The 21,838-nt window shown below is 50.5% G+C and carries 19 protein-coding genes; all 19 read left to right on the top strand.

Annotated features, from left to right (window positions below; all coding sequences use genetic code 11):
- Nucleotides 1-14 precede the first annotated feature (14 nt).
- A complete protein-coding gene (locus KNQ09_RS01870; RefSeq protein ID WP_023467698.1) occupies nt 15-797 on the top strand; it encodes a DUF3388 domain-containing protein in 783 nt (260 codons plus the stop codon).
- A gap of 9 nt (nt 798-806) precedes the next feature.
- Nucleotides 807-1,724, top strand: a complete 918-nt coding sequence (locus KNQ09_RS01875; protein WP_244290109.1) for a helix-turn-helix domain-containing protein — start codon at nt 807-809, stop codon at nt 1,722-1,724.
- Nucleotides 1,725-1,787: 63 nt separating this feature from the next.
- Entirely contained in the window at nt 1,788-2,366 is a 579-nt protein-coding gene (pgsA, locus tag KNQ09_RS01880; RefSeq protein ID WP_023467700.1) for a CDP-diacylglycerol--glycerol-3-phosphate 3-phosphatidyltransferase, read from the top strand.
- A 71-nt stretch (nt 2,367-2,437) separates the two neighbouring features.
- A complete protein-coding gene (locus tag KNQ09_RS01885) occupies nt 2,438-3,670 on the top strand; it encodes a competence/damage-inducible protein A (protein WP_214857164.1) in 1,233 nt (410 codons plus the stop codon).
- Nucleotides 3,671-3,781: 111 nt separating this feature from the next.
- Nucleotides 3,782-4,825, top strand: coding sequence for a recombinase RecA (gene recA, locus KNQ09_RS01890; RefSeq protein WP_023467702.1), 1,044 nt, complete (start codon nt 3,782-3,784; stop codon nt 4,823-4,825).
- A gap of 194 nt (nt 4,826-5,019) precedes the next feature.
- Entirely contained in the window at nt 5,020-6,582 is a 1,563-nt protein-coding gene (gene rny / locus KNQ09_RS01895; protein WP_023467703.1) for a ribonuclease Y, read from the top strand.
- A gap of 49 nt (nt 6,583-6,631) precedes the next feature.
- Complete coding sequence (locus tag KNQ09_RS01900; protein ID WP_214857166.1) at nt 6,632-7,426, top strand: TIGR00282 family metallophosphoesterase; 795 nt, start codon at nt 6,632-6,634, stop codon at nt 7,424-7,426.
- Between the two features lie 29 nt (nt 7,427-7,455).
- Nucleotides 7,456-7,716 carry a stage V sporulation protein S gene (locus KNQ09_RS01905; protein ID WP_023467705.1) on the top strand — a complete coding sequence of 87 codons (261 nt, stop codon included), beginning with the start codon at nt 7,456-7,458 and terminating at the stop codon, nt 7,714-7,716.
- Nucleotides 7,717-7,905: 189 nt separating this feature from the next.
- The gene (locus KNQ09_RS01910; protein WP_214747769.1) at nt 7,906-9,654 is read left to right on the top strand and encodes a 2-oxoacid:acceptor oxidoreductase subunit alpha; all 1,749 of its coding nucleotides are present in this window, start codon (nt 7,906-7,908) and stop codon (nt 9,652-9,654) included.
- Nucleotides 9,641-10,507: a 2-oxoacid:ferredoxin oxidoreductase subunit beta gene (locus tag KNQ09_RS01915; protein ID WP_214857168.1), complete on the top strand. Its 867-nt coding sequence runs from the start codon at nt 9,641-9,643 to the stop codon at nt 10,505-10,507. Before KNQ09_RS01910 ends, KNQ09_RS01915 begins: the two co-directional genes overlap by 14 nt.
- A 100-nt stretch (nt 10,508-10,607) precedes the next feature.
- Nucleotides 10,608-11,696 (top strand): L-threonine 3-dehydrogenase, encoded by a 1,089-nt coding sequence (tdh, locus tag KNQ09_RS01920; protein WP_214857170.1) that lies wholly within the window; start codon nt 10,608-10,610, stop codon nt 11,694-11,696.
- Nucleotides 11,696-12,871: a glycine C-acetyltransferase gene (locus KNQ09_RS01925; RefSeq protein ID WP_058265162.1), complete on the top strand. Its 1,176-nt coding sequence runs from the start codon at nt 11,696-11,698 to the stop codon at nt 12,869-12,871. Before tdh ends, KNQ09_RS01925 begins: the two co-directional genes overlap by 1 nt.
- Before the next feature lie 145 nt (nt 12,872-13,016).
- Complete coding sequence (locus KNQ09_RS01930) at nt 13,017-14,633, top strand: alpha/beta hydrolase (protein ID WP_064300424.1); 1,617 nt, start codon at nt 13,017-13,019, stop codon at nt 14,631-14,633.
- On the top strand, nt 14,630-16,084 hold the full coding sequence (locus KNQ09_RS01935; protein WP_214857172.1) for a phytoene desaturase family protein: 1,455 nt from the start codon (nt 14,630-14,632) through the stop codon (nt 16,082-16,084). The genes KNQ09_RS01930 and KNQ09_RS01935 overlap by 4 nt, the downstream gene beginning before the upstream one ends.
- Nucleotides 16,085-16,208: 124 nt before the next feature.
- The gene (locus KNQ09_RS01940) at nt 16,209-16,496 is read left to right on the top strand and encodes a hypothetical protein (RefSeq protein ID WP_029341204.1); all 288 of its coding nucleotides are present in this window, start codon (nt 16,209-16,211) and stop codon (nt 16,494-16,496) included.
- A 105-nt stretch (nt 16,497-16,601) separates the two neighbouring features.
- Nucleotides 16,602-17,870, top strand: coding sequence for a DUF445 domain-containing protein (locus KNQ09_RS01945; RefSeq protein WP_294747432.1), 1,269 nt, complete (start codon nt 16,602-16,604; stop codon nt 17,868-17,870).
- Nucleotides 17,867-18,694 carry a DNA-3-methyladenine glycosylase family protein gene (locus tag KNQ09_RS01950; protein WP_064300227.1) on the top strand — a complete coding sequence of 276 codons (828 nt, stop codon included), beginning with the start codon at nt 17,867-17,869 and terminating at the stop codon, nt 18,692-18,694. Before KNQ09_RS01945 ends, KNQ09_RS01950 begins: the two co-directional genes overlap by 4 nt.
- A 111-nt stretch (nt 18,695-18,805) precedes the next feature.
- Nucleotides 18,806-19,243, top strand: coding sequence for a YlbF/YmcA family competence regulator (locus tag KNQ09_RS01955; protein WP_023467714.1), 438 nt, complete (start codon nt 18,806-18,808; stop codon nt 19,241-19,243).
- Nucleotides 19,244-19,305: 62 nt separating this feature from the next.
- Complete coding sequence (mutS, locus tag KNQ09_RS01960) at nt 19,306-21,837, top strand: DNA mismatch repair protein MutS (protein WP_214857173.1); 2,532 nt, start codon at nt 19,306-19,308, stop codon at nt 21,835-21,837.
- The last annotated feature ends 1 nt before the right edge of the window (nt 21,838 follow it).

Raw genomic sequence — 21,838 nt, forward strand, 5'->3', positions numbered from 1 at the left:
AGGAGGATGGGCGCGTGAGTGAGTTCGAGCAATGGTATCTCGAATATGAATTAAAGGTCAACCGTCCCGGTATACTCGGGGACATTGCTTCGTTGATGGGAATGTTACATATTTCGATCGTGACGATCAATGGTGTCGATCATCAACGACGCGGTATGTTGCTCCAAACGAAACAACCGGATCAAATTCCACGACTCGCCGCTATTCTCAAGACGATGTCAACCATAGAGGTCATCAAACTACGAAAACCAAAACTACGTGACCGAATCGCGATTCGTCACGGGCGCTATATCGATCAAAGCAGTGATGAACGAAAGACGTTCCGTTTCGTCCGGGAAGACTTAGGGATTCTCGTCGATTTCATGGCAGAGCTATGTAAACAGGATGGGCACTTGTTGATTGGTGTCCGCGGCATGCCACGCGTCGGCAAGACGGAGTCAATCGTCGCAGCGAGCGTCAGTGCGAATAAGAAATGGCTGTTCTTATCGTCGACGTTGATTAAACAGACGGTTCGAACATCGTTGTTCGACGATGAGCGGACGGGTGATTATGTCTACATCATCGATGCGTTAGTATCACAACGAAATTTCGATGAACGACACTGGCAAATCCTGCGTGAAGTCATGCGTCTACCGGCGACGAAAATCGTCGAACATCCGGATGCGTTCGTCAAATCCAGCGAGTATACGTGGGATGATTTTGATTACATCATTGAATTACGCAACACGACTGAAGAAATCATTGTGACTGAACTGCCTCGTTCCCATGGTGGAAATGATTGGTTCAACTTTGAATAAGTATGAAAAATGGAAGGTGTGTTACCGATGACCGAGCTCGGAACCTACTTAAAAGAACAACGGGAGGCACTTGGTGTCTCTCTCGAACAAATTCAAACGACGACAAAGATTCAAAAGCGTTACATCGTCGCGATCGAAGAAGGGAATTATGATCAATTGCCGGGTGCTTTTTACGCCCGGGCCTTCATCAAGACATATGCGGAAGCACTCGGTCTTGACGTCGATGAAGTCTTTACGACCTATAAACGTGATCTTCCGGAACCGGAAGCACAACCGGTCGTCGAATTGTCACGACGCGCGACGTATTCGAAATCAAGTGCTCCGAAGAAGAGCGTTGCAAAACGCTGGATTCCGAACATCATCATCATCGTTCTAATCTTTGCGATCGGCGCTGCCTTGTATTATGGTCTGCAGACGTTCCTTGACGGTAACGAAGAGGCGAAGACGTCCGCACCGAAGCAAAATGATGTCACGATCGATCAAGGGGACGCGCCAAGTAAAGAGACGGATGCGCCTGCGAAGACGGAAGAAGAGCCGAAAGAAGAACCGGCAAAACAGGAAGAAACAAAAGAAGAACCTAAAAAAGAGGCACTTGCTGCGAAGTCGACATCTGGTCAAGATGTCACGTATGAAGTCGCAACGAAAGATACGATGAGTGTCTCGATTCAAATCAAGAAAGATGCCTCTCCGTCGCCATTCGTTGGTGTACGTGATACATCACTTGAAGGAGAAGCACTCGCGCCAGACCACATCAACGCATCGGATCCGAATCCGATTGTCGTGAAGGACGCGAAGACGGACTTGATCCGGATCCGGATCGGTTCGATTAAAGGGATTGATAAAATCGTCGTCAATGACCAAGAACTGAAACTGAACCGTTCGCTTCTCGTCCAAAACATCTATCTAAAGAAAGTAGCCACGCCGTAATTCGGCGTGCCTTCTTTTAGATGGCATGTCATTTACATACGAAATGAAGGAGGAGGGCGTTACATGAACTTACCGAATCAATTGACAGTATTACGCGTTTTATTAATTCCCGTGTTCGTCATCGTACTTGCGATTGATCCGAACTGGGGACAGTGGGATGTACTGGGAGCCGAGCTTCCCGTCTCACACTTCGTTGCAGCTATCATCTTCCTTGTTGCTTCACTGACGGACTGGCTCGATGGATATATCGCTCGCAAACAAAAATTAGTGACGAACTTTGGAAAATTCATGGATCCACTTGCCGACAAGATGTTAGTTGCAGCTGCTCTCGTCTACTTGGTGGAACTTGGATTCGTCGCAGCATGGATCGTCGTCATCATTCTCTGTCGAGAGTTCGCAGTCACGGGTCTTCGTCTCGTCGCATCTGATGAAGGGATCGTCCTTGCTGCCGGAAACTCTGGCAAAGCCAAGACATGGGTCCAGCTGACATCGATCACGGCATACTTGCTGCACGATATCATCTTTGCGATGTGGAACATTCCGTTCGCAGACATCACGATGTGGCTTGCTTTGATCTTGACGATTTACTCAGGCGTCGAATATTTCTCGAAAAACATTAAGTTAATTACGAAATCCATGTAAGATGGATCAATTTAGACTGTTCGTCATACCGAACAGTCTTTTCTTATACTTCAAGAAGGTGAGGAATCAACATGAAAGCAGAAATCATCGCAGTCGGAAGCGAACTTCTCCTTGGGGAAATCGCGAACACGAATGCACAGTACCTTTCCGAATGGTTAGCGAGTGCCGGAATTGACGTTCATTATCACACAGTCGTCGGTGACAATCGTGAGCGGATGCAAGAGACATTCCGTCAGGCACAACAGCGGGCAGACCTCCTTGTCATCACAGGAGGCCTTGGACCGACGGAAGACGACTTGACGAAAGAAGTGCTCGCTGATCTCCTCGGACGTGATCTCGTTCTCGATCAAGCGGCGTACGAGCGAATCGAAGGGTTTTTAAAGACACGTCAACGGGAGATGACGATCAACGAACGAAAACAAGCATTAATCATCGATGGTGCAACGGTTTTACGTAATGATGCAGGACTTGCTCCCGGTATGTCGGTCCAAACGGAGCATCACCAATATATCGTCTTACCCGGTGTGCCACGCGAGATGAAGCAAATCCTCAAAGATCACTTCAGTCATCTGTTCGGTCAAGAAACGATCCGTTCTCGGACATTACGATTCTTCGGAATCGGGGAGTCGGCTTTAAACGACCGTCTAGAAACGTTGATCAAGGAAGCGACCAATCCATCGGTCGCACCGTATGCGGAGCTCGCTGAAGTCCGGTTGCGCCTGACGGCTAAAGCACTCGATCAACAGGAAGCCGATCGTATGCTCGATGAACTCGAACAACACGTCCTTGCTGAAGTCGGCATATACTTTTATGGATATGGGGAGACGAGTCTGCCGGAAGTCGTCCTAAAACGGTATCAAGAAGCAGGATTGACACTTTCACTTGCCGAATCACTGACGGGAGGAGCCGTCGCGAGTGGTCTCGTTGATGTCAGCGGTGCGAGTCAAGTGTTGCGCGGGAGCGCCGTCGTTTATGATGATGCAGCGAAACAAGCCGTGTTATCGGTACCAGAGGATTTATTACAAGAGCATACTGCTGTCAGTAAAGAGGTCGCGATCGCGATGGCTGAAGGGGCACGGGAACTGTATCAATCCGATATCGCCGTCGCCTTGACGGGGGAAGCAGGTCCGACGAGCAACAGCGGAAAAGCGGTCGGAACGGTCTATTGTGCTGTTGCGGACGCACATGGAACACGGATCGTCGAATGGCAATATCCTTCGTTCGATAGAGGCATGATTCGACTGCGCGCCGTCAAGGATACCTATTTCCTTCTACTGAAACATCTCGAAAAAGCACCAGAGTGAGAAAAATGATCAAAGTGCAAGTATGCGAATAAATGTTCGTAAAATGCTTGTCATTCGGTCTCAAAAGAAGTACAATAATCTCAGTAAGATAATTAAAAGGAGGCCTGCTACGTGAGTGATCGTAAAGCAGCACTTGAGATGGCGCTACGCCAGATAGAGAAACAGTTCGGTAAAGGTTCTATCATGAAACTCGGAGAAAATGCGGATCAGAAGGTATCAGTAATCTCTTCTGGATCGATTACATTAGATATTGCCCTAGGTGCAGGTGGATACCCACGTGGACGGGTCATCGAAGTATACGGACCTGAATCGTCAGGTAAAACAACGGTTGCGCTTCATGCAATCGCAGAAGTTCAAAAACAAGGCGGACAAGCAGCGTTCATCGATGCGGAGCACGCGCTTGATCCAGCATATGCAAACAAACTCGGTGTCAATATCGATGAGCTCCTCTTGTCACAACCGGACACTGGGGAACAAGCACTTGAAATCGCGGAAGCACTCGTTCGTTCTGGTGCGGTCGATATTCTTGTCGTCGACTCCGTTGCGGCACTCGTACCAAAAGCAGAGATCGAAGGCGAGATGGGTGACTCACACGTTGGTCTTCAAGCACGTTTGATGAGCCAAGCGCTTCGTAAACTGTCTGGTGCAACGAATAAATCGAAGACGATCGTCATCTTCATCAACCAAATCCGTGAAAAAATCGGTGTCATGTTCGGTAACCCGGAAACAACTCCAGGTGGTCGCGCACTCAAATTCTACTCGTCTGTTCGTTTAGAAGTGCGTCGTGCGGAAGCGTTGAAAAACGGTACGGACGTCGTCGGTAACAAAACGAAGATTAAGGTCGTCAAAAACAAGATCGCGCCTCCGTTCAAACAAGCGGAAGTCGACATCATGTATGGTCTCGGGATTTCGAAAGTCGGTGAGTTGATCGACATCGGAACAGACCTCGATATCGTTCAAAAAAGTGGTGCATGGTACTCGTACAACTCAGAGCGTCTCGGTCAAGGACGTGAGAACGCGAAGCAATACATGGTCGAGCATCCGGAAGTCGCAGCAGAGGTCGAACGTTTGATTCGTGAACACCACGGTCTCGTCGATCGCGAAGAGCCGGTTGATTTCGAAGCAGAACAACCAGAAGATCTATTTGCTGAATAAATCGTTTTAGAGAGGATTCGCATGCGAATCCTCTCTTTTTTTAGTGTAAAAGAGGAAAACAGTGGAATTCTTTCCCGTCCGTTCGTTGACAATGAACGAGTGCTATCCTTACAATATAGATGTACGTTTTTTAGACAGCTTCGATGAAATACCGAAATGAACTAAGAAACACCTTGCAAAGGGGAGGTGAACCCATGAGTACACTGACTTGGATTGTCATACTTCTCCTCACTTTGCTGATCGCATTCATCGTAGGCTACTTCTTGCGGAAATCGATTGCAGAAGCGAAAATTCAAGGCGCAGAAACGGAAGCGAACAAAATCGTCGAACGTGCGCGTGAATCAGCTGAGGCAACGAAAAAAGAAGCAGTACTCGAAGCGAAAGATGAAGCATTCAAACTTCGTAACGAAGTGGAAAAAGAATTGCGTGAACGTCGCCAAGAGCTAGCGAAACAAGAAGCCCGGTTGCTCCAGAAAGAAGAGACACTCGATCGCCGTGTTGACGCTATCGACCGTAAGGAAGATCAAATCAATACACGTGATGCAGAGATCGCGAAACGGAAGCATCAAGCTGAAGAACTAGAGCGCAAAGTAGAGGACCTGTATGAACAGGGACGTCAAGAGCTTGTCCGCGTCGCGAATTTATCGCAAGACGAGGCAAGAACGATCATCATGGATGAGACGAAACAGGCTGCTTTACATGACGCAGCCATTCTTCAAAAAGAAATCGAACAAAAAGCAAAAGAAGAAGCCGACAAGAAAGCACGTAACATCTTGTCACTTGCGATTCAACGGTTCGCCGCTGAACATATCGCAGAGACGACTGTATCGGTCGTCAACTTACCGAACGATGAGATGAAAGGTCGGATCATCGGACGGGAAGGCCGCAACATCCGTACGCTCGAGACCTTGACTGGGATCGACTTGATCATCGATGATACGCCGGAAGCCGTCATTTTGTCTGGTTTTGACCCAATTCGTCGCGAAGTCGCTAAAATGGCGCTCGAGAAATTGGTTCAGGATGGTCGGATTCACCCGGCCCGTATTGAAGAGATGGTCGACAAATCCCGTCGTGAAGTCGACGAGCGGATTCGAGAAATCGGGGAAGAAGCGACGTATGATGTCGGGATCCACGGCATTCATCCGGACCTTGTCAAAATTCTCGGTCGCTTGAAATACCGTACGAGTTACGGACAGAACGTCCTGTATCACTCACTTGAGGTTGCCCACCTTGCAGGTATGATGGCAGCTGAACTTGGAGAAGATGTCACGCTTGCGAAGCGTGCGGGTCTTCTGCATGATATCGGGAAAGCGATCGACCACGAAGTCGAAGGCAGTCACGTTGAGATTGGTGTCGAGCTCGGTACGAAGTACAAAGAGCATCCAACCGTCATCAACGCGATCGCATCCCACCACGGGGATACGGAAGCGACATCTGTCATTTCCGTCTTGGTCGCAGCTGCGGATGCATTATCTGCTGCTCGCCCAGGTGCACGTCAAGAGACACTCGAAAGTTATATCCGCCGTCTCGAACGCCTCGAGGAAATCTCGGAATCGTTCGACGGTGTCGAAAAATCATTTGCGATCCAAGCGGGTCGTGAAGTCCGTATCATCGTTCGACCTGACGTCGTCGATGACGTACTGGCTCACAAGATGGCGAGTGACATCCGGAAAAAAATCGAAGAAGAACTCGATTATCCGGGACACATCAAGGTCACGGTCATTCGGGAAACACGGGCAGTCGAATACGCGAAATAAGTGGAGTGGCGGGCGACCGCCACTTTTTTTAATGAACGGAGGAACAGCAATGAAGATTTTATTCATCGGAGACGTCGTCGGTGCACCCGGTCGACATATCCTACAACAATTCACAGCACGCTTGAAAGCGAAGTACAATCCGAACGTCATGCTCGTCAACGGCGAAAACGCAGCACACGGACGCGGCATCACGAAGTCGATCTATCATCAATTCCTTGAACTCGGATTCCACGGGATCACGATGGGGAACCACACGTTTGATAACCGCGACATCTTTGACTGGATCGACGACGCGGATCGAATCGTCCGTCCGGCAAACTATCCGGAAGGGACGCCAGGTCGTGGGATGATGATCGTCAAAGCAGGTAATAAAAAGATTGCCGTCATCAACGTCCAAGGAACAGTCTTCTTACCACCTCTCGGTGACCCGTTTCGTACCGTCGATACACTGATTGCGGAAGTCGAAGGAAAAGTCGATGCCATCTTCGTTGATGTCCATGCGGAAGCAACGAGTGAGAAAATTGCGATGGGCTATCACCTCGATGGTCGAGTACAAGCTGTCGTCGGCACACATACGCACGTCCAGACAGCAGATGAGCGTGTCCTTGATGGAGGAACGGCTTACATCACGGATGTCGGGATGACAGGTCCGCTGAACGGCGTGCTCGGAATGCGCCAGGAAGATGTCCTACGAAAATTCAAGACACAGCTCCCAACACGGTTTGAAGTTGCCGAAGGACGGGAACAACTTAATGGAGTCTTGATTCATATCGATGACACAACCAAAAAAGCAACGAAGATTGAACGGATTCATCTGACGGATCAGTCAGTATTCTTCGACTGATTGCCATTTCTGGATGGGGAGGTACACGCATGGACGTCCTGAAAGTATCAGCTAAGTCGAATCCAAACGCGGTAGCAGGTGCACTCGCGGGTGTCATTCGAGAGAGAGGTTCCGTCGAGATTCAGGCCATTGGTGCGGGAGCGCTCAATCAGTCTGTCAAAGCCGTCGCCATCGCACGCGGATTCGTGGCGCCTTCTGGCATCGACTTGATTTGTATCCCAGCCTTCACAGACATTTTGATTGATGGGGAAGAGAGAACCGCCATCAAACTCATCATCGAACCACGATGACGAATTGGACATAGGTCCTATTTGCAAGTAGACCATTTACTCGACTGGAGTAGATGGTCTTTTTGCTGCGTCCGCGAAATTTTCTCACCTTTCCACCGAGGGAGCATTGTACTACTTCCGGTAAATCGGTATCATGAGGGAGGATAGAGAGAACTATCATTTCAGGGGACAGAGAAGGAGCGAACGTCGATGTATAATCAGTTATCATGGAAAGTTGGCGGTCAGCAGGGAGAAGGGATCGAATCAACAGGCGAAATCTTTGCGATTGCCTTGAATCGACTCGGCTATTACCTGTACGGCTACCGTCACTTTTCGTCACGTATCAAGGGAGGACATACGAACAATAAGATTCGTGTCGCGACACAGGAAGTCCGGACGATTTCCGATGATCTCGATATTTTGGTCGCGTTCGATCAAGAGACGATCGATGTTAACTTCCATGAATTGCGTCAAGGTGCCATCATCATCGCGGATGCGAAATTCAATCCGACGAATCCAGACGAAGCACGCGCTTCCTTGTATGCGATTCCATTTACGGAAATCGCAGCTGATCTCGGTACGGCATTGATGAAGAATATGGTCGCGATCGGTGCATCGAGTGCGATTCTCGGCATTGCACCAGAGCGTTTCCAAGCCGTCGTCGAACAGATTTTCGGTCGAAAAGGTCCAGACATGGTCGAGAAAAACTTAGCGGCGATTCGTGAGGGTGCAGCAGCGTTCGAAGCACTTGCAGGAGATGGTGAACGATTCGTTTTAGATCCAGCAGACGGAAAACAACGGATGTTCATGATCGGAAACGATGCGATCGCCCTTGGTGCGATTGCCGGTGGAGCACGTCTGATGGCAGCCTACCCGATCACACCATCATCTGAGATCATGGAATACTTAATCAAGAAACTGCCGCAGTTCGGCGGGACAGTCGTCCAGACGGAAGACGAGCTGGCAGCAGTCACGATGGCAATCGGGGCGAACTATGCAGGTGTCCGTGCTTTGACGGCATCTGCTGGTCCAGGATTGTCATTGATGGCGGAAGCGATCGGGTTATCCGGGATGACGGAAACACCGCTCGTCATCGTCGACACACAACGGGGTGGTCCGTCAACCGGTCTACCGACGAAACAGGAACAGTCTGACTTGATGGCGATGATCTACAGCACGCATGGTGAGATTCCAAAGGTCGTTCTGGCACCGTCAACGGTCGAAGAAGCGTTCTACGATGCAGCAGAAGCATTCAATATCGCAGAGGAATACCAGTGTCCTGTCATTCTGTTGACGGATTTGATGCTGTCGCTTGGAAAACAATCGGTCGAGCCACCGGATATGTCACGCGTTGAAATCCGTCGCGGAAAGTTGATCCAGGAAGACTTACCGGAACTTGAAGGAAAAGCGTACTTCAAACGCTACGAAGTGACGGAAGATGGAATCAGCCCACGTGTCATTCCAGGCGTCAAGCACGGGATTCACCACGTAACGGGTGTTGAGCACAATGAGGAAGGGCGGCCGTCGGAAGCGACGAAGAACCGAGTCGATCAAATGACGAAGCGACTCCGTAAGCTGAACACGTTCCGCTTACAGGATGCCGTTCTCGTAACGGAGCATCATGCAGAACCGGATATCTTATTCGTCGGCTTCAACTCGACACGTGGAACGATCGAAGAGATCATGCCACGACTCGAAGCACAAGGAATCAAGGTTGATCACTTGCATATCCGTCAAGTCCATCCGTTCCCAAGTGAGCTCGTCACGCCGCACTTAGAGCGAGCAAAACGAGTCATCGTCGTCGAGTACAACGCAACGGGACAACTGGCGAAGCTGATCCAGATGAACTGTGGACATGCATCGAAGATCGAGCATATCCTGAAATTCAATGGCGACCCGTTCTACCCAGCAGAGGTCGTCGAGCAGGTCGTAGGAGGGGTATATCATGGCAACCTTTAAAGATTTTAGAAACGATGTCAAACCAAACTGGTGTCCAGGGTGTGGAGACTTCTCGATTCAAGCAGCGATTCAGCGTGCTGTCGCGAACGTCGGTCTCGAACCAGAAGAGTTGGCATTGATTTCCGGGATCGGCTGTTCTGGTCGGATTTCCGGTTATATCAATACGTATGGCTTCCACGGTGTTCATGGACGGTCCCTTCCGATCGCCCAAGGTGTCAAGATGGCGAACCGCGAATTGACGGTCATCGCGTCTGGTGGCGACGGTGATGGATTTGCAATCGGCATGGGACATACGATTCATGCATTCAAGCGCAATGTCGACATGACGTATATCGTCATGGACAATCAGATTTACGGCTTGACGAAAGGACAGACGTCACCTACTTCTGCACCTGGATTCAAGACGAAATCGACGCCAAAAGGGTCGATCGAAAAGAGTGTTTCACCGGTTGAACTCGCCTTGACGGCTGGGGCGACGTTCGTTGCCCAAAGCTTCTCGAACGATTTGAAGGGCTTGACGCAACTGATCGAGCAAGCGACGGCACATAAAGGATTTGCCTTCATCAACGTCTTCAGTCCATGTGTCACGTTCAACAAGGTCAATACGTACGATTGGTTCAAACAGAACTTGACGAAGCTATCCGATATCGAAGGATACGATCCGTCGAACTTGGATCTTGCGAAACAGACCGTTCATGCTCACGACGGACTCGTCATGGGATTGATCTATCAGGATGAAACACGTCCTGATTACCAGTCACAAATCGATGGGTATCAAGAATCTGGTCTCGCGTACGCGGATCTTGAGCTAAACGATGAAACATTCGGTAAACTGGCAGCGGAATTCATGTAAGATAGAGGAAAGATGTGTTTGGTTTTTTTGGGGATGCTAAACATTTGGAAGTTCGCCACATATAAATAAACGTGAACTTCCGCGAAGGAGTCGGGGAAAGATGACGAAATTAGTAACGACGGTAGAAGAGACGACAACGACGAAAACGATGCGTGCACTCGTCAAAGAAGAGCGCGGGTTCGGTGCGGCACTCAAAGAAGTACCGGTACCCGTACCGAGTCGTGGAGAAGTCTTGATTCGAGTCGAGGCAACATCGATCTGTGGGACGGACGTGCATATCTATGAGTGGGACGCGTGGGCAGCCTCGCGTGTCAATCCGCCGTATGTCTTCGGTCACGAGTTCTCGGGCGAAGTCGTCGAGCTCGGAGAAGGCACGAAACGTTTGAAACTCGGTGACCGTGTCTCGGCGGAGACGCATATCGTCTGTCATCAATGTAAACAGTGTCTTCGTGGGCAATATCACATCTGTAAGAACACGAAGATCATCGGTGTCGATACACAAGGCTGTTTTGCAGAATACGTCGTCATGCCGGAAGAAAACCTCTGGGTCAACCCGGAAGATATGCCAGCAGGGATTGCCTCGATCCAAGAGCCGATGGGCAATGCTGTCCATACGGTTCTTGCGAGTGATGTCAGTGCGAAAACGGTCGCAATCGTCGGTTGTGGTCCGATCGGTCTGATGGCGATCTCCGTCGCTAAAGCAGCTGGTGCGGCGGAAGTCGTCGCGATCGACGTCAATCCGTATCGTCTCGAACTCGCACGGACGATGGGGGCGGATGTCGTCATTGATTCACGTCATGACGATGTGTTAGAGCGAATTGAACGTATGACGGACGGCGACGGGATTGATGTCGTCTGTGAGATGAGTGGTCATCCGGTTGCGATTCGTCAAGCATTCGAGATGGTGACAGCAGGTGGAGACGTCAACATCCTCAGTCTGCCGGTCAAACCGGTCGAAATCGATTTGACGAACCACGTCGTCTTTAAAGGTGTCCGGGTCCAAGGGATCACCGGTCGGAAGATGTACGAGACATGGAGCCAGGTTTCTGCTTTCTTATCGAGCGGAAAAGTCGATGTCCGACCGTTAATCACACACACGTTGCCGCTTGAGCGGTTCGAAGAAGGATTTGAATTGATGCGTCAAGGGAAATGCGGGAAAGTCGTATTACAACCAAGGGGGACGAATTAATGGGATTTGAACACTTACGGACAGAACTAGAAGAGATGAAACAGGCGGGCACGTTCCGCAACCTCGTAGCACTTGAGAGCGCGCAACATAACCGCGTGACGATCGACGGTAAGGAACTCATTCAACTGTCGTCGAACAACTACCTCGGACTCGCCGCACATCCACGTCTCGCTGAACAAGCTGCGGAAGCAGCGCGCACGTTCGGTGCTGGAACAGGGTCAGTTCGGACGATTGCCGGAACACTCGAGATGCACCAAGCATTCGAACGGGAACTTGCGACATTCAAACATACGGAAGCAGCACTCGTCTTCCAGTCGGGATTCGCAACGAATCTCGGTGTCTTATCGGCACTGCTCGGTCCGGAAGACGTCGTCATCTCGGATGAGCTGAACCACGCTTCGATCATCGATGGGATTCGTCTGACGAAAGCGAAACGCCGAATCTATAAACACGTCGACTTGGCCGATCTTGAAGCGGCCTTACAAGAAACACAAGACGCACGGACGCGCCTTATCGTCACGGACGGTGTCTTCTCGATGGACGGAAACATCGCGCCACTTCCGGAAATCGTTGAATTAGCAGAGCGATATGACGCACTCGTCATGGTCGATGATGCCCATGCGTCAGGTGTGCTTGGGAAAGCGGGACGCGGTACGGTCAATCACTTCGGTCTTGACGGACGTGTTGCCCTGCAAGTCGGTACGCTCTCAAAAGCCATCGGTGTCCTCGGGGGATACGTCGCGTGTGAACAGCACGTCAAAGATTACCTGATCCATAAAGGACGTCCGTTCTTGTTCTCGACATCACATCCACCAGCAGTCGTCGAAGCGAACCGGGAAGCGCTCCGTGTCATGGAGGAAGAGACGGAACTCTTCGATCGTCTGTGGGAAAACACGGAATTCTTTAAACAAGGACTCCGGGATCTTGGATTCGACATCGGAACGTCGACGACGCCAATCACACCTGTCATCGTCGGGGATGAAGCACGTTGCCACGAGTTGTCGGACCGCTTACGTCAAGAAGGTATCTTTGCTCAAGGCATCGCCTTCCCGACGGTTGCAAAAGGAAAAGCACGTGTCCGGACGATCGTGACGGCGGAACATACGCGTGAAGATTTAACGACGGCGCTTGCAGCTTTCGAAAAAGTCGGTCGTGAATTAAACTTGATCGGTTGATATCGATCACGGACGAACCAGGTCCGCATACTTTCAGGCAGTGGGTCGATGACCCACTGCCTGAAGTGCGTCATGACGAAAGAATCAAAGTCGACCGTTTTTACTTTTGCGAGATAGGGAATAACAGATGAGGAAAGGATGTGACCTGATGAGTACGAAGAAGAAAGGGATATTGCTCTCATTTTTGATGCTGACGCTGCTCCTTGGGGGTTGTATTCGCATCCAATATGATGCGACGATCCATACCGATCAGAGTGTTACCTTAAAGACGACATATGCCGCAAAGGAACACCCAGTGGCGCGTTTATTGAATCTAAATCCGAATTGGAATAGTTATGTCAAACAGGCAGAAAAGAACGGCTATGCAGCGAAGGCGTTCAAGACGAAGGATGACTATGAAGGGATCCGGATGCAGAAGACATTCGCGAACTTCAAGGACATGACATCGATCAAGGACGAATGGAAGACGGGGATTGGCGGAATTCTCATTCCACCCGATACGAAGTTCGACATGAAAAAATCGGACGGTTTTTGGTTTGATACGTATCGACTTGATACGAACATCGATCTCAGTATCGATCGTTTGAATATCAAAGGCTATCAACCGACAGGACAAGTCAAGAAACTCGCCGATCGGTATATCCGTCAAGCCGATATCGAGATCAAGCTCCACGGTCCAAAAGTGATCGGTCTCCAAAATGGAGAAAAGATCGACTGGTCGAATTACCATGATGTGTCATGGAAATTATACGGAACGAAAGCCAACCAGCTACAGTTGATTGCGTATGTACCGAATCCGACAGGTTGGATCATTACCGGTATCGTGTTATTAATCGGTGTCGGATTATTCCTCTACTGGGTCTTTCACCGTGTCCGTCGTTTGCGCCGGCAACAGTTGAAGACGATCAGCATCTCGCTCCTCGTCTGTTTGATTGTCGGGGGAGGAGCGTGGTGGGTGTTCGCGGAAGATACGTCAAGTGCGCCGCCACCAACGCGTCAGATCGTCACGCAAGGAAAGAGTGAAATCGTGCCGACGTTCCTCGTCCACGGGTTATTCGGTACGGAGCGGACGTTCGTGCCGATGATTCAAAACTTCACGAATAAAAAAGTCGCCGATGATGGCGGTCGATGTGACGTGACCCGTTCCGGGAAAGCGACCTGTAGCGTCAAACCATCATCGACCGGCTACCCACTTGTCCGAATCGTCTTCGCAGATGATGAGGCAAGCCTTGTCGATCAGCAAAAGTGGTTGAATGCGGCGATTGCAGCTTACGATGCGAAACAAAAAGCGACCTTTGCCGATATTCAGCTCGTTGGGCACAGCATGGGTGGTGTCGATGTCGTCGCCTACACGGTCCAAGAGGAGATGCCGTATCACGTCCGAAAAGTCGTGACGCTCGACTCACCGATCGCCGGTTCGGATTACGCGAAGCTTGGCTTGACACTTGCGCCACTCGGCACGAATACGAACAGTCCTGCCATACGTGATCTTGCGAAAGGTTCTCCAGCGATGAACAATCTGACCCAACGGCTTGAGACGTGGCCACGCGACGTACTCGTCTATTCGTTTGGTGCCAAAGGAGGCGACTTCAATCTGATTTCGTTGAAGAGTTCGTTTGCACTCGAGAACTACACGGATAACATTCAGACGAAATCCTATAAGTATGATCACTTCACGATTCATCGCCGGGAGCCGGTCTTCCGCGAAATCCGCAATTTCCTGTTTAAAGAAAATCGAGTCACGGAGGAGGAACCATCATGAAACAGGTCGTCATCGTCGGCGGAGGAATTGCCGGTCTAACGGCTGCGGCATTGATTGCACAAGAAGGACATGCCGTCACGGTACTTGAGGGAAGCCGTGAATGGGGAGGATCAGCCGGGAAGTTCACGCGCCGGGACTTGACGTATCCAGTTGGAGCGACCCTTGGGATGGGATTTGAACCGGGTGGCATTCATGCCCGTGTGCTCGATCATCTCGGAGTGACGCACCAGGTCGAGCCACTCGACGTCGTCATGACGATTCGCATCGAAGGACGATTGATTCATTATTATCAAAATCGTGATGCGTTTCTAACCGAATTGACCTCACATTTTCCGGAGCAGGCATCGTCGATTCGGGCATTCTTTGCTGAAATCGAGCAGATACACGAGGCAATTCGTCCACTGATGGCAGAACTGCCGGCATTGCCACTTCAAGATTTAGCCGACGTCCGGCGGTTAGTCCGTCACACGAAAAGTGTCGTCCTCTTACCGTATTTTCCGCTGACGATTGGTCATCTGTTACGCAAACATCGACTAGCGGATACGCTGTTCGCACAAGTGATCGACGGGATCTTACTCGACAGCATGCAGACAGGACAGGAGGCGTCAGCTTTACTAGGAGCCGTCGCCTTATCGATTTACCATGAAGGTGCTTATTATGTCCCGGGTGGATTATACCGACTGGCCGAGCAATTGAAAGAGATAGCCGAGGCGAGCGGGGCAACCTGTCTCCTTGGGCGAAAAGTCACGTCGATTCGAAAGACACCGGATGGTTTCTTGATCGAGGATCGTCGCGGACGCTTGATGCTTGCTGATGCTGTCATCTGCGCAGTTCCGCTTGAAGGCATCAGGGAAGTCGTCAGTTCGGATATGCGACGAACGTTACGACGGACGTATCAGCGACAAGAAAAGCTACAGCAATGGGCGACGTTTACGTATTATGCGGCGATTCCGGAGTCGATCATTTTGTCTGACGAAGCATTCCGGCAAGTTCATGATCCGTCCTTACCTTCAGGTCATGCCTTCATCTCCCTCTCCCGTCCGGACGACCGGTTACGTGCACCAGCCGGTCAGCGGACGCTGACGATGTCATGTCATGTTCCGATTGGTACGTTCGATAAGACGGACCGGAAACGCTACGACGAACAAGTCGAGAAGATGTCGGCAATCTTCGAAGCCATTCTTGAACAACAGTTTCCGGGTTTCCGTCAACAGGCAATCGAACGTCATCCGGGTGGACCCGGTGCGTGGGTTCGCTATACGTTCCGTCCGGATGGTGGAGTCGGGGGATATCCGCAACGTCCGAGTACAAGTCTCTTGTTCGCAGCGCCGTTTCGTACGGGCATCGATCACTTCTTTGCAATCGGGGACACGATCTTTCCGGGTGCCGGGACGATCGGGGCGACGACGTCTGCGATTCATGTTGCCCGACAGTTTGACGTCAGATTATGAGAAATCGTTGTAAAATGATGAAAGAAGCGACGCATCTGTCGCTTTTTTCACATTTGAGGATTATGATGAGGAAGAGTCGGGAACATGATATCCATGAACAGAAAGAGAGAAGGAGTGAAGAACCATGGAGACATTCGAGCAAAAATGTCAGTCGTTCATTCAGGAACGACGACCTGAAGTCGGTCCGATTCAATTCGAGTCGGCGCGTACGTTTCTCAATGCACGCGGTTTAAGTGTCTACGAACGGATTTATCAAGGGAAAGAAGAAGTCCGATTAGCGTTCGTCGAGCAGACGAATGGTCAACAACTCGTGTCATTAATGGAAAATACATTCGGCAACGGACTGGTCTATTTTGTCTCAACGGCAACCGCGACATGGGATGGCGACCGTTTTGGTGAATACACGTTTTAAGTACATAGGGAGTCCCAGTCGATGACTGGGGCTCTTTCGTGTCGAAACCTAATCCTTGTCCCGTTCGTAAGGTAGATAAGTGACTCAGTTGAAGGAGGAAACGATGTGTCATCACTTGAACAACCTAAAACATCGACACGGCGGCTTGCGACCGTCTCGTTGATTTTCATGGCGGTCGGATTCGTCGTCTCATTGCCATTTAAAGAAAATGCGTGGGTCTTTTGGCTCCAGAGTGGTTTTGAAGCCGGACTCGTCGGTGGGATTGCCGACTGGTTCGCGATCACGGCATTGTTTCGCCATCCGCTCGGCTTAAAGATTCCCCATACGAACCTGTTGCCGAAAAATCGGGAACGGGTCATCGAATCAATCGTTCATATGCTCGAGACGGACTTGCTCAATAAAGAGAGTATCGTCGCGAAGCTCCAGCATATGACGCTCGCAGATCGTGTCATCAAAATCTTACGTTCGATTCTCGTTCTACCTGCTTTTCGAGCGACCGTCACCGAGCTGTTGATTGGTTTAATTCGGAAACTACCGAAAGAGGCGATTCTTGAGTTTGCGAATACACGGGTGACGGAGACGATCAAAGCGTATCCGTCAAAACGGCTAGCTGTCCGAGCGATGCAATTGAACGAGGAACGTCGTCTCGACGAGTGGCTGATGGATCAGTTACTCGATTATGGGCAACGTCTGCTCGAAGACCCCGTCATCCGCGATCAGATTGGGCGCCTTGCCTATACGGCGATGATCGATCAAGAAAAGAATACGTTCTTGCGGGTGACGGCGCGAACCGTCCAAAAAGTCTATTCAGAAGAAAAACTCAGTCTTGTCATTCAAGGTGTCTTGCTGACGGTCATTCAAGATATGCGACACGTCCATCACCCGAATCGTTTAGCGATTCTTGATCATTTGCGTCGTAATCTGGCACAGTTATCGATTGATGAAGAGCGTCTAGCGAAAATCGATGCTTGGAAGGCAAGCGAGGTCGACCGGTTTGACTTCGTTCCGGTCATTGAACGCGCGTATGATGCTGGTTTGATCGAACTCGAACGCTACTTGACGTCAGATGCCTTCTGGACGGAACGGGCGATGCCGATGCTTTCGCGCGCTTTAGACGACTGGGAACAGCATCCGACATTCAAGGATAGCAGTGATCAATGGATGAAAGAGCAACTCGTTCGTTTCGTTGAACAAAATCACCAAAAAATCGGTGGACTCGTCCGCGAGAACTTAAACCGGTTCGATACGGAGACACTGATTCATATGATCGAGGATAAGGTCGGCAGTGACTTGCAATGGATTCGGGTCAACGGGGCATTGTGTGGATTCATCATCGGTTTGATTCTCGGTGCGATCAAGGTGTTCGTCGGATGAGCCGGTGGACATATGATGTGACGTTGTCGGAAGCATTTGATTTTAAAGGAGTCGTGTCTCGTTTGACGGGAGACCCGTTACAAATCGAACAGGATGGGCGACTCGTCGTTCCGGTCTTCATCAACGATCAGGCATACATCACGACGATGGAAGCCATCGATGGTTACACGTTACGGATTGACGGTTCAGGACCGCAAACAGCGGTGCTGACGCAAATCAATCGACGCTTTCGACTCAATGAGCCGAATCCTGCGCAGCGTCTCAAGGCGACGTCGTTACACGCGATCGTCGAACAGTTCGGTGACGAACGACTCGTGCTTGATCATTCACCGTTCACGGCCTTGATTCGCTCGATCATTCATCAACAAATCAATCTGTCATTTGCCCATACGTTGACGGAACGTGTCTTTCGAACATTCGGAACGGTCAAGGACGGAATCATTCTTCCGCCGACACCGCGTCAATTAGCAACGGCGCGTCGCGAGGACTTGCTTGCTCTGCAACTATCAGGACGTAAAGTCGATTATCTGCTTGGCGTAGCGACAGCAACGATTGATTATGATGCATTGACGTCAGCCGACGACGCAGAAATCGCTGAGACGTTGATTGCACTGAAAGGCGTCGGACCATGGACTGTCCAAAACGTCCTGATGTTCGGATACGGTCGTCCAGATTTGTTTCCGGCATCGGACATCGGGATATTACGGGCTTTCGAACAGTTACTCGGTTACCGACCGACTGTTGAAGAGGCGACGCGACTGGCAGAGGAATTTGCCCCTGTCCGTAGTCACGCCGCCTATCTATTATGGCGTTCGATTGAATAAGGAACTATTCTTGTCACTCTATCGCGAGAACGGTATAATGAATGCGACAGAACGAGGAATCGTTCAGAATGCTAAGGGAAGCGACGTGTTCGCTAACGATAGAGGGGACGAATGTGGATGTATACAGATGAACAAATCATCGAAAAAGCCAATGAAATCGCCAAAATGATTTCAGAGACACCGGAAGTAGAACGATTTAAAGCGGCAGAAGCCAACATCAATGGAAATGAAAAAGTCCAAAAGATGATGAAACAAATCAAGTTCCTTCAAAAAGAGGCAGTCAACTGCCAGCATTACGGCAAAACAGAAGCACTCGCACGTGTCGAAGCGAAGCTCGATAAATTGTTCGCTGAGCTCGATGAGATGCCTGTCGTCCAACAGTTCCAAGAAACACAAGAAGAAGTCAACGGACTTCTCCAATACATCACGGTGACGATCTCGAACGGGATTACGGATCAAATCATCGAAGCGACGGACGGAGATGTTCTCGCTGGTAAGACAGGTAGCGGCATGGAAGCAGAAAACAAAAGCGGCGGTTGCGGCTACTAATCACGAAATGAACGAAAAGCCGACGGACATCCGTCGGCTTTTTCTACGAATGAGGTGGAAGAATGGAAGCAGTACACAACACTCCGATGATGAAACAATACTTCTCGATCAAGGCGGATTATCCGGATGCCTTTTTGTTTTATCGGCTCGGTGATTTTTACGAATTATTCTTTGAGGATGCCAAAAAGGTCGCCCATGAACTGGAGTTAACGCTGACGGCGAAAAATGGAAAGAACGCGGAACATCCGATTCCGATGTGTGGCGTGCCTCATCACGCAGCGAACGGCTACATCGAACAGTTGATCGAGCGTGGTTATAAAGTGGCGCTTTGCGATCAAGTCGAGGATCCGAAGTTGACGAAAGGACTCGTCAAACGCGAAGTCATCCAAGTCATCACACCGGGAACGTTGATGTCCGCCTTGACGGAAAAAGAGAATCGGTACTTAGTCGCGGTCGTCGAACAGGACGGTCGCTTTGGGATTGCCCGCGGTGATGTCTCGACCGGTGAGAGTGCCTTGACTAGCGTTGCGACACTCGACGGTGTGGTCAAAGAACTGAGCATCATCCTGCCACGGGAAATCATCGTCACGACAGAGGAACATGAGACAGCGCTCGCACACTTACGGATTCCACTGACGCGTAGTTCACGGCGCGAGACGCATCCGCACGGTGACCGTGCGATTGATACAGCTCAAGCGGAAGCATTTGCCGTCCTCTATGCCTACATGCACGATACACAAAAACGAGCGTTGACGCATCTGCAACCGGCTGTCGTCTATGAGGCGAGCGACTTCATGCAACTCGAACCAAATACGGTCAAGAATCTCGAGCTCGTCCGCTCGGCACGGACAGGAGATAAAAAGGGTTCGTTGCTTGGTCTACTGGATGTGACAGGTACAGCGATGGGCGGACGGATGCTGAAACGCTGGTTAGAAAAACCGTTGTTATCGGAACGTGTCATCACGGAACGGCTCGACGCTGTCGAGGAATTGTTGCAGCACTATTTCGAGCGTCAACAACTAAAAGATACGTTACGCGAAGTCTATGATCTCGAGCGACTCGTCGCGAAGGTCGGGTATGGAACAGCGTCAGCGCGCGATCTCGTTCAATTGAAGTCGACGTTGCGATTGATTCCCCGCATTCAATCAGCGCTTGAGGAGATGATGAGTGAACGTCTCGGTCAACTCAGTCTCGGACTCGATCCGCACGATGAGTTGAGCGATCTACTCGATCGCGCGTTCGTCGAAGCCCCACCGATTTCAACGAAAGAGGGCGGAATGATTAAGTCCGGTTATTCCCCAGACCTCGACGAGTTACTCGTCGCCTCAAAAGACGGAAAGACATGGCTTGCGACACTTGAAGCCAGTGAACGGGCAGCAACCGGCATCAAGACGTTGAAGATCGGCTACAATCGCGTCTTCGGTTATTACATCGAGGTATCGCGTGCGAATGCCAAGCTGTTGCCAGAAGGACGGTATGAACGGAAGCAGACACTCGCCAATGCCGAACGGTATATCACACCGGAGTTAAAAGAAAAAGAAGCGCTGATCCTAGGGGCGGAAGAGAAGAGTGTCACACTCGAGTACGATCTCTTCTGTGGAGTGCGCGATGAAGTTAAAGGATATATCGAAAGCTTGCAACGGGTCAGTCGCCGGATCGCGGAACTCGACGTCCTCGTCGCACTAGCTGAGATTGCTGAGACGCATGACTACGTCCGACCAATCACGACGACGGGACGAACGGTTGATATTCAGCAAGGACGTCACCCGGTCATCGAGACAGTCTTACCGCGCGGTGAATACGTCGCGAACGGGATTACCTTAAACGAAGGACGCGAGATGCTGTTGATCACTGGACCGAACATGTCCGGTAAATCGACCTATATGCGACAGTTCGCCTTGATTGCTTTATTGCATCAAATTGGCTCGTTCGTACCAGCTGCTCAAGCGGAACTGCCGATCTTCGATCAAATCTTCACCCGGATCGGGGCAGCAGACGACCTCGTCAGTGGACAGTCGACATTCATGGTCGAGATGGTCGAGACACAAGAAGCCTTGACGCGTGCAACGGACCGGTCGTTGATCCTGCTAGATGAAATTGGTCGCGGGACCTCGACGTACGACGGGATGGCACTCGCACAAGCAATCGTTGAACACATCGCCCGGCACGTTGGAGCGAAGACGCTATTTTCGACCCATTATCATGAACTGACAGTGCTCGAAGAATCGATTGATCGATTAGCGAACGTTCACGTCCGTGCCGTTGAACAAGATGGGCGTGTCGTCTTCTTGCATGAAGTACGCGACGGAAAAGCCGACCAATCATACGGAATTCATGTCGCGCGGTTAGCTGATTTACCAGATAGTCTGATCGAACGGGCGCAAGTCCTCTTGTCCGAGTTCGAGCAGGCAGAGCCTATTCCGGTCGCAGCACCTGTCAAAGCTCCTGTTCAGGAAGAGCCGGTTGATCAACTCAGTCTGTTCTCAGAAGCGGATCCGCTGCGTGAGACGATGGCGAGTCTTGATTTAATCAACATGACGCCACTCGAGGCATTGAATACGCTGTACCGCCTACAAGCCGAAGCAAGAAAGTGAG

This window comes from Exiguobacterium sp. s191 (assembly GCF_018618955.1).
Taxonomy (GTDB): domain Bacteria; phylum Bacillota; class Bacilli; order Exiguobacteriales; family Exiguobacteriaceae; genus Exiguobacterium_A; species Exiguobacterium_A abrahamii.

Bases quoted from the DNA above. Each gene is read 5' to 3' on its own strand.
- tdh (WP_214857170.1), top strand. From the start codon at position 10,608: ATGACGAAATTAGTAACGACGGTAGAAGAGACGACAACGACGAAAACG.
- KNQ09_RS01905 (WP_023467705.1), top strand. From the start codon at position 7,456: ATGGACGTCCTGAAAGTATCAGCTAAGTCGAATCCAAACGCGGTAGCA.
- KNQ09_RS01875 (WP_244290109.1), top strand. From the start codon at position 807: ATGGAAGGTGTGTTACCGATGACCGAGCTCGGAACCTACTTAAAAGAA.
- pgsA (WP_023467700.1), top strand. From the start codon at position 1,788: ATGAACTTACCGAATCAATTGACAGTATTACGCGTTTTATTAATTCCC.
- KNQ09_RS01955 (WP_023467714.1), top strand. From the start codon at position 18,806: ATGTGGATGTATACAGATGAACAAATCATCGAAAAAGCCAATGAAATC.
- rny (WP_023467703.1), top strand. From the start codon at position 5,020: ATGAGTACACTGACTTGGATTGTCATACTTCTCCTCACTTTGCTGATC.
- KNQ09_RS01910 (WP_214747769.1), top strand. From the start codon at position 7,906: ATGTATAATCAGTTATCATGGAAAGTTGGCGGTCAGCAGGGAGAAGGG.
- KNQ09_RS01925 (WP_058265162.1), top strand. From the start codon at position 11,696: ATGGGATTTGAACACTTACGGACAGAACTAGAAGAGATGAAACAGGCG.
- mutS (WP_214857173.1), top strand. From the start codon at position 19,306: ATGGAAGCAGTACACAACACTCCGATGATGAAACAATACTTCTCGATC.
- KNQ09_RS01885 (WP_214857164.1), top strand. From the start codon at position 2,438: ATGAAAGCAGAAATCATCGCAGTCGGAAGCGAACTTCTCCTTGGGGAA.
- KNQ09_RS01940 (WP_029341204.1), top strand. From the start codon at position 16,209: ATGGAGACATTCGAGCAAAAATGTCAGTCGTTCATTCAGGAACGACGA.
- KNQ09_RS01935 (WP_214857172.1), top strand. From the start codon at position 14,630: ATGAAACAGGTCGTCATCGTCGGCGGAGGAATTGCCGGTCTAACGGCT.
- KNQ09_RS01900 (WP_214857166.1), top strand. From the start codon at position 6,632: ATGAAGATTTTATTCATCGGAGACGTCGTCGGTGCACCCGGTCGACAT.
- KNQ09_RS01950 (WP_064300227.1), top strand. From the start codon at position 17,867: ATGAGCCGGTGGACATATGATGTGACGTTGTCGGAAGCATTTGATTTT.
- KNQ09_RS01915 (WP_214857168.1), top strand. From the start codon at position 9,641: ATGGCAACCTTTAAAGATTTTAGAAACGATGTCAAACCAAACTGGTGT.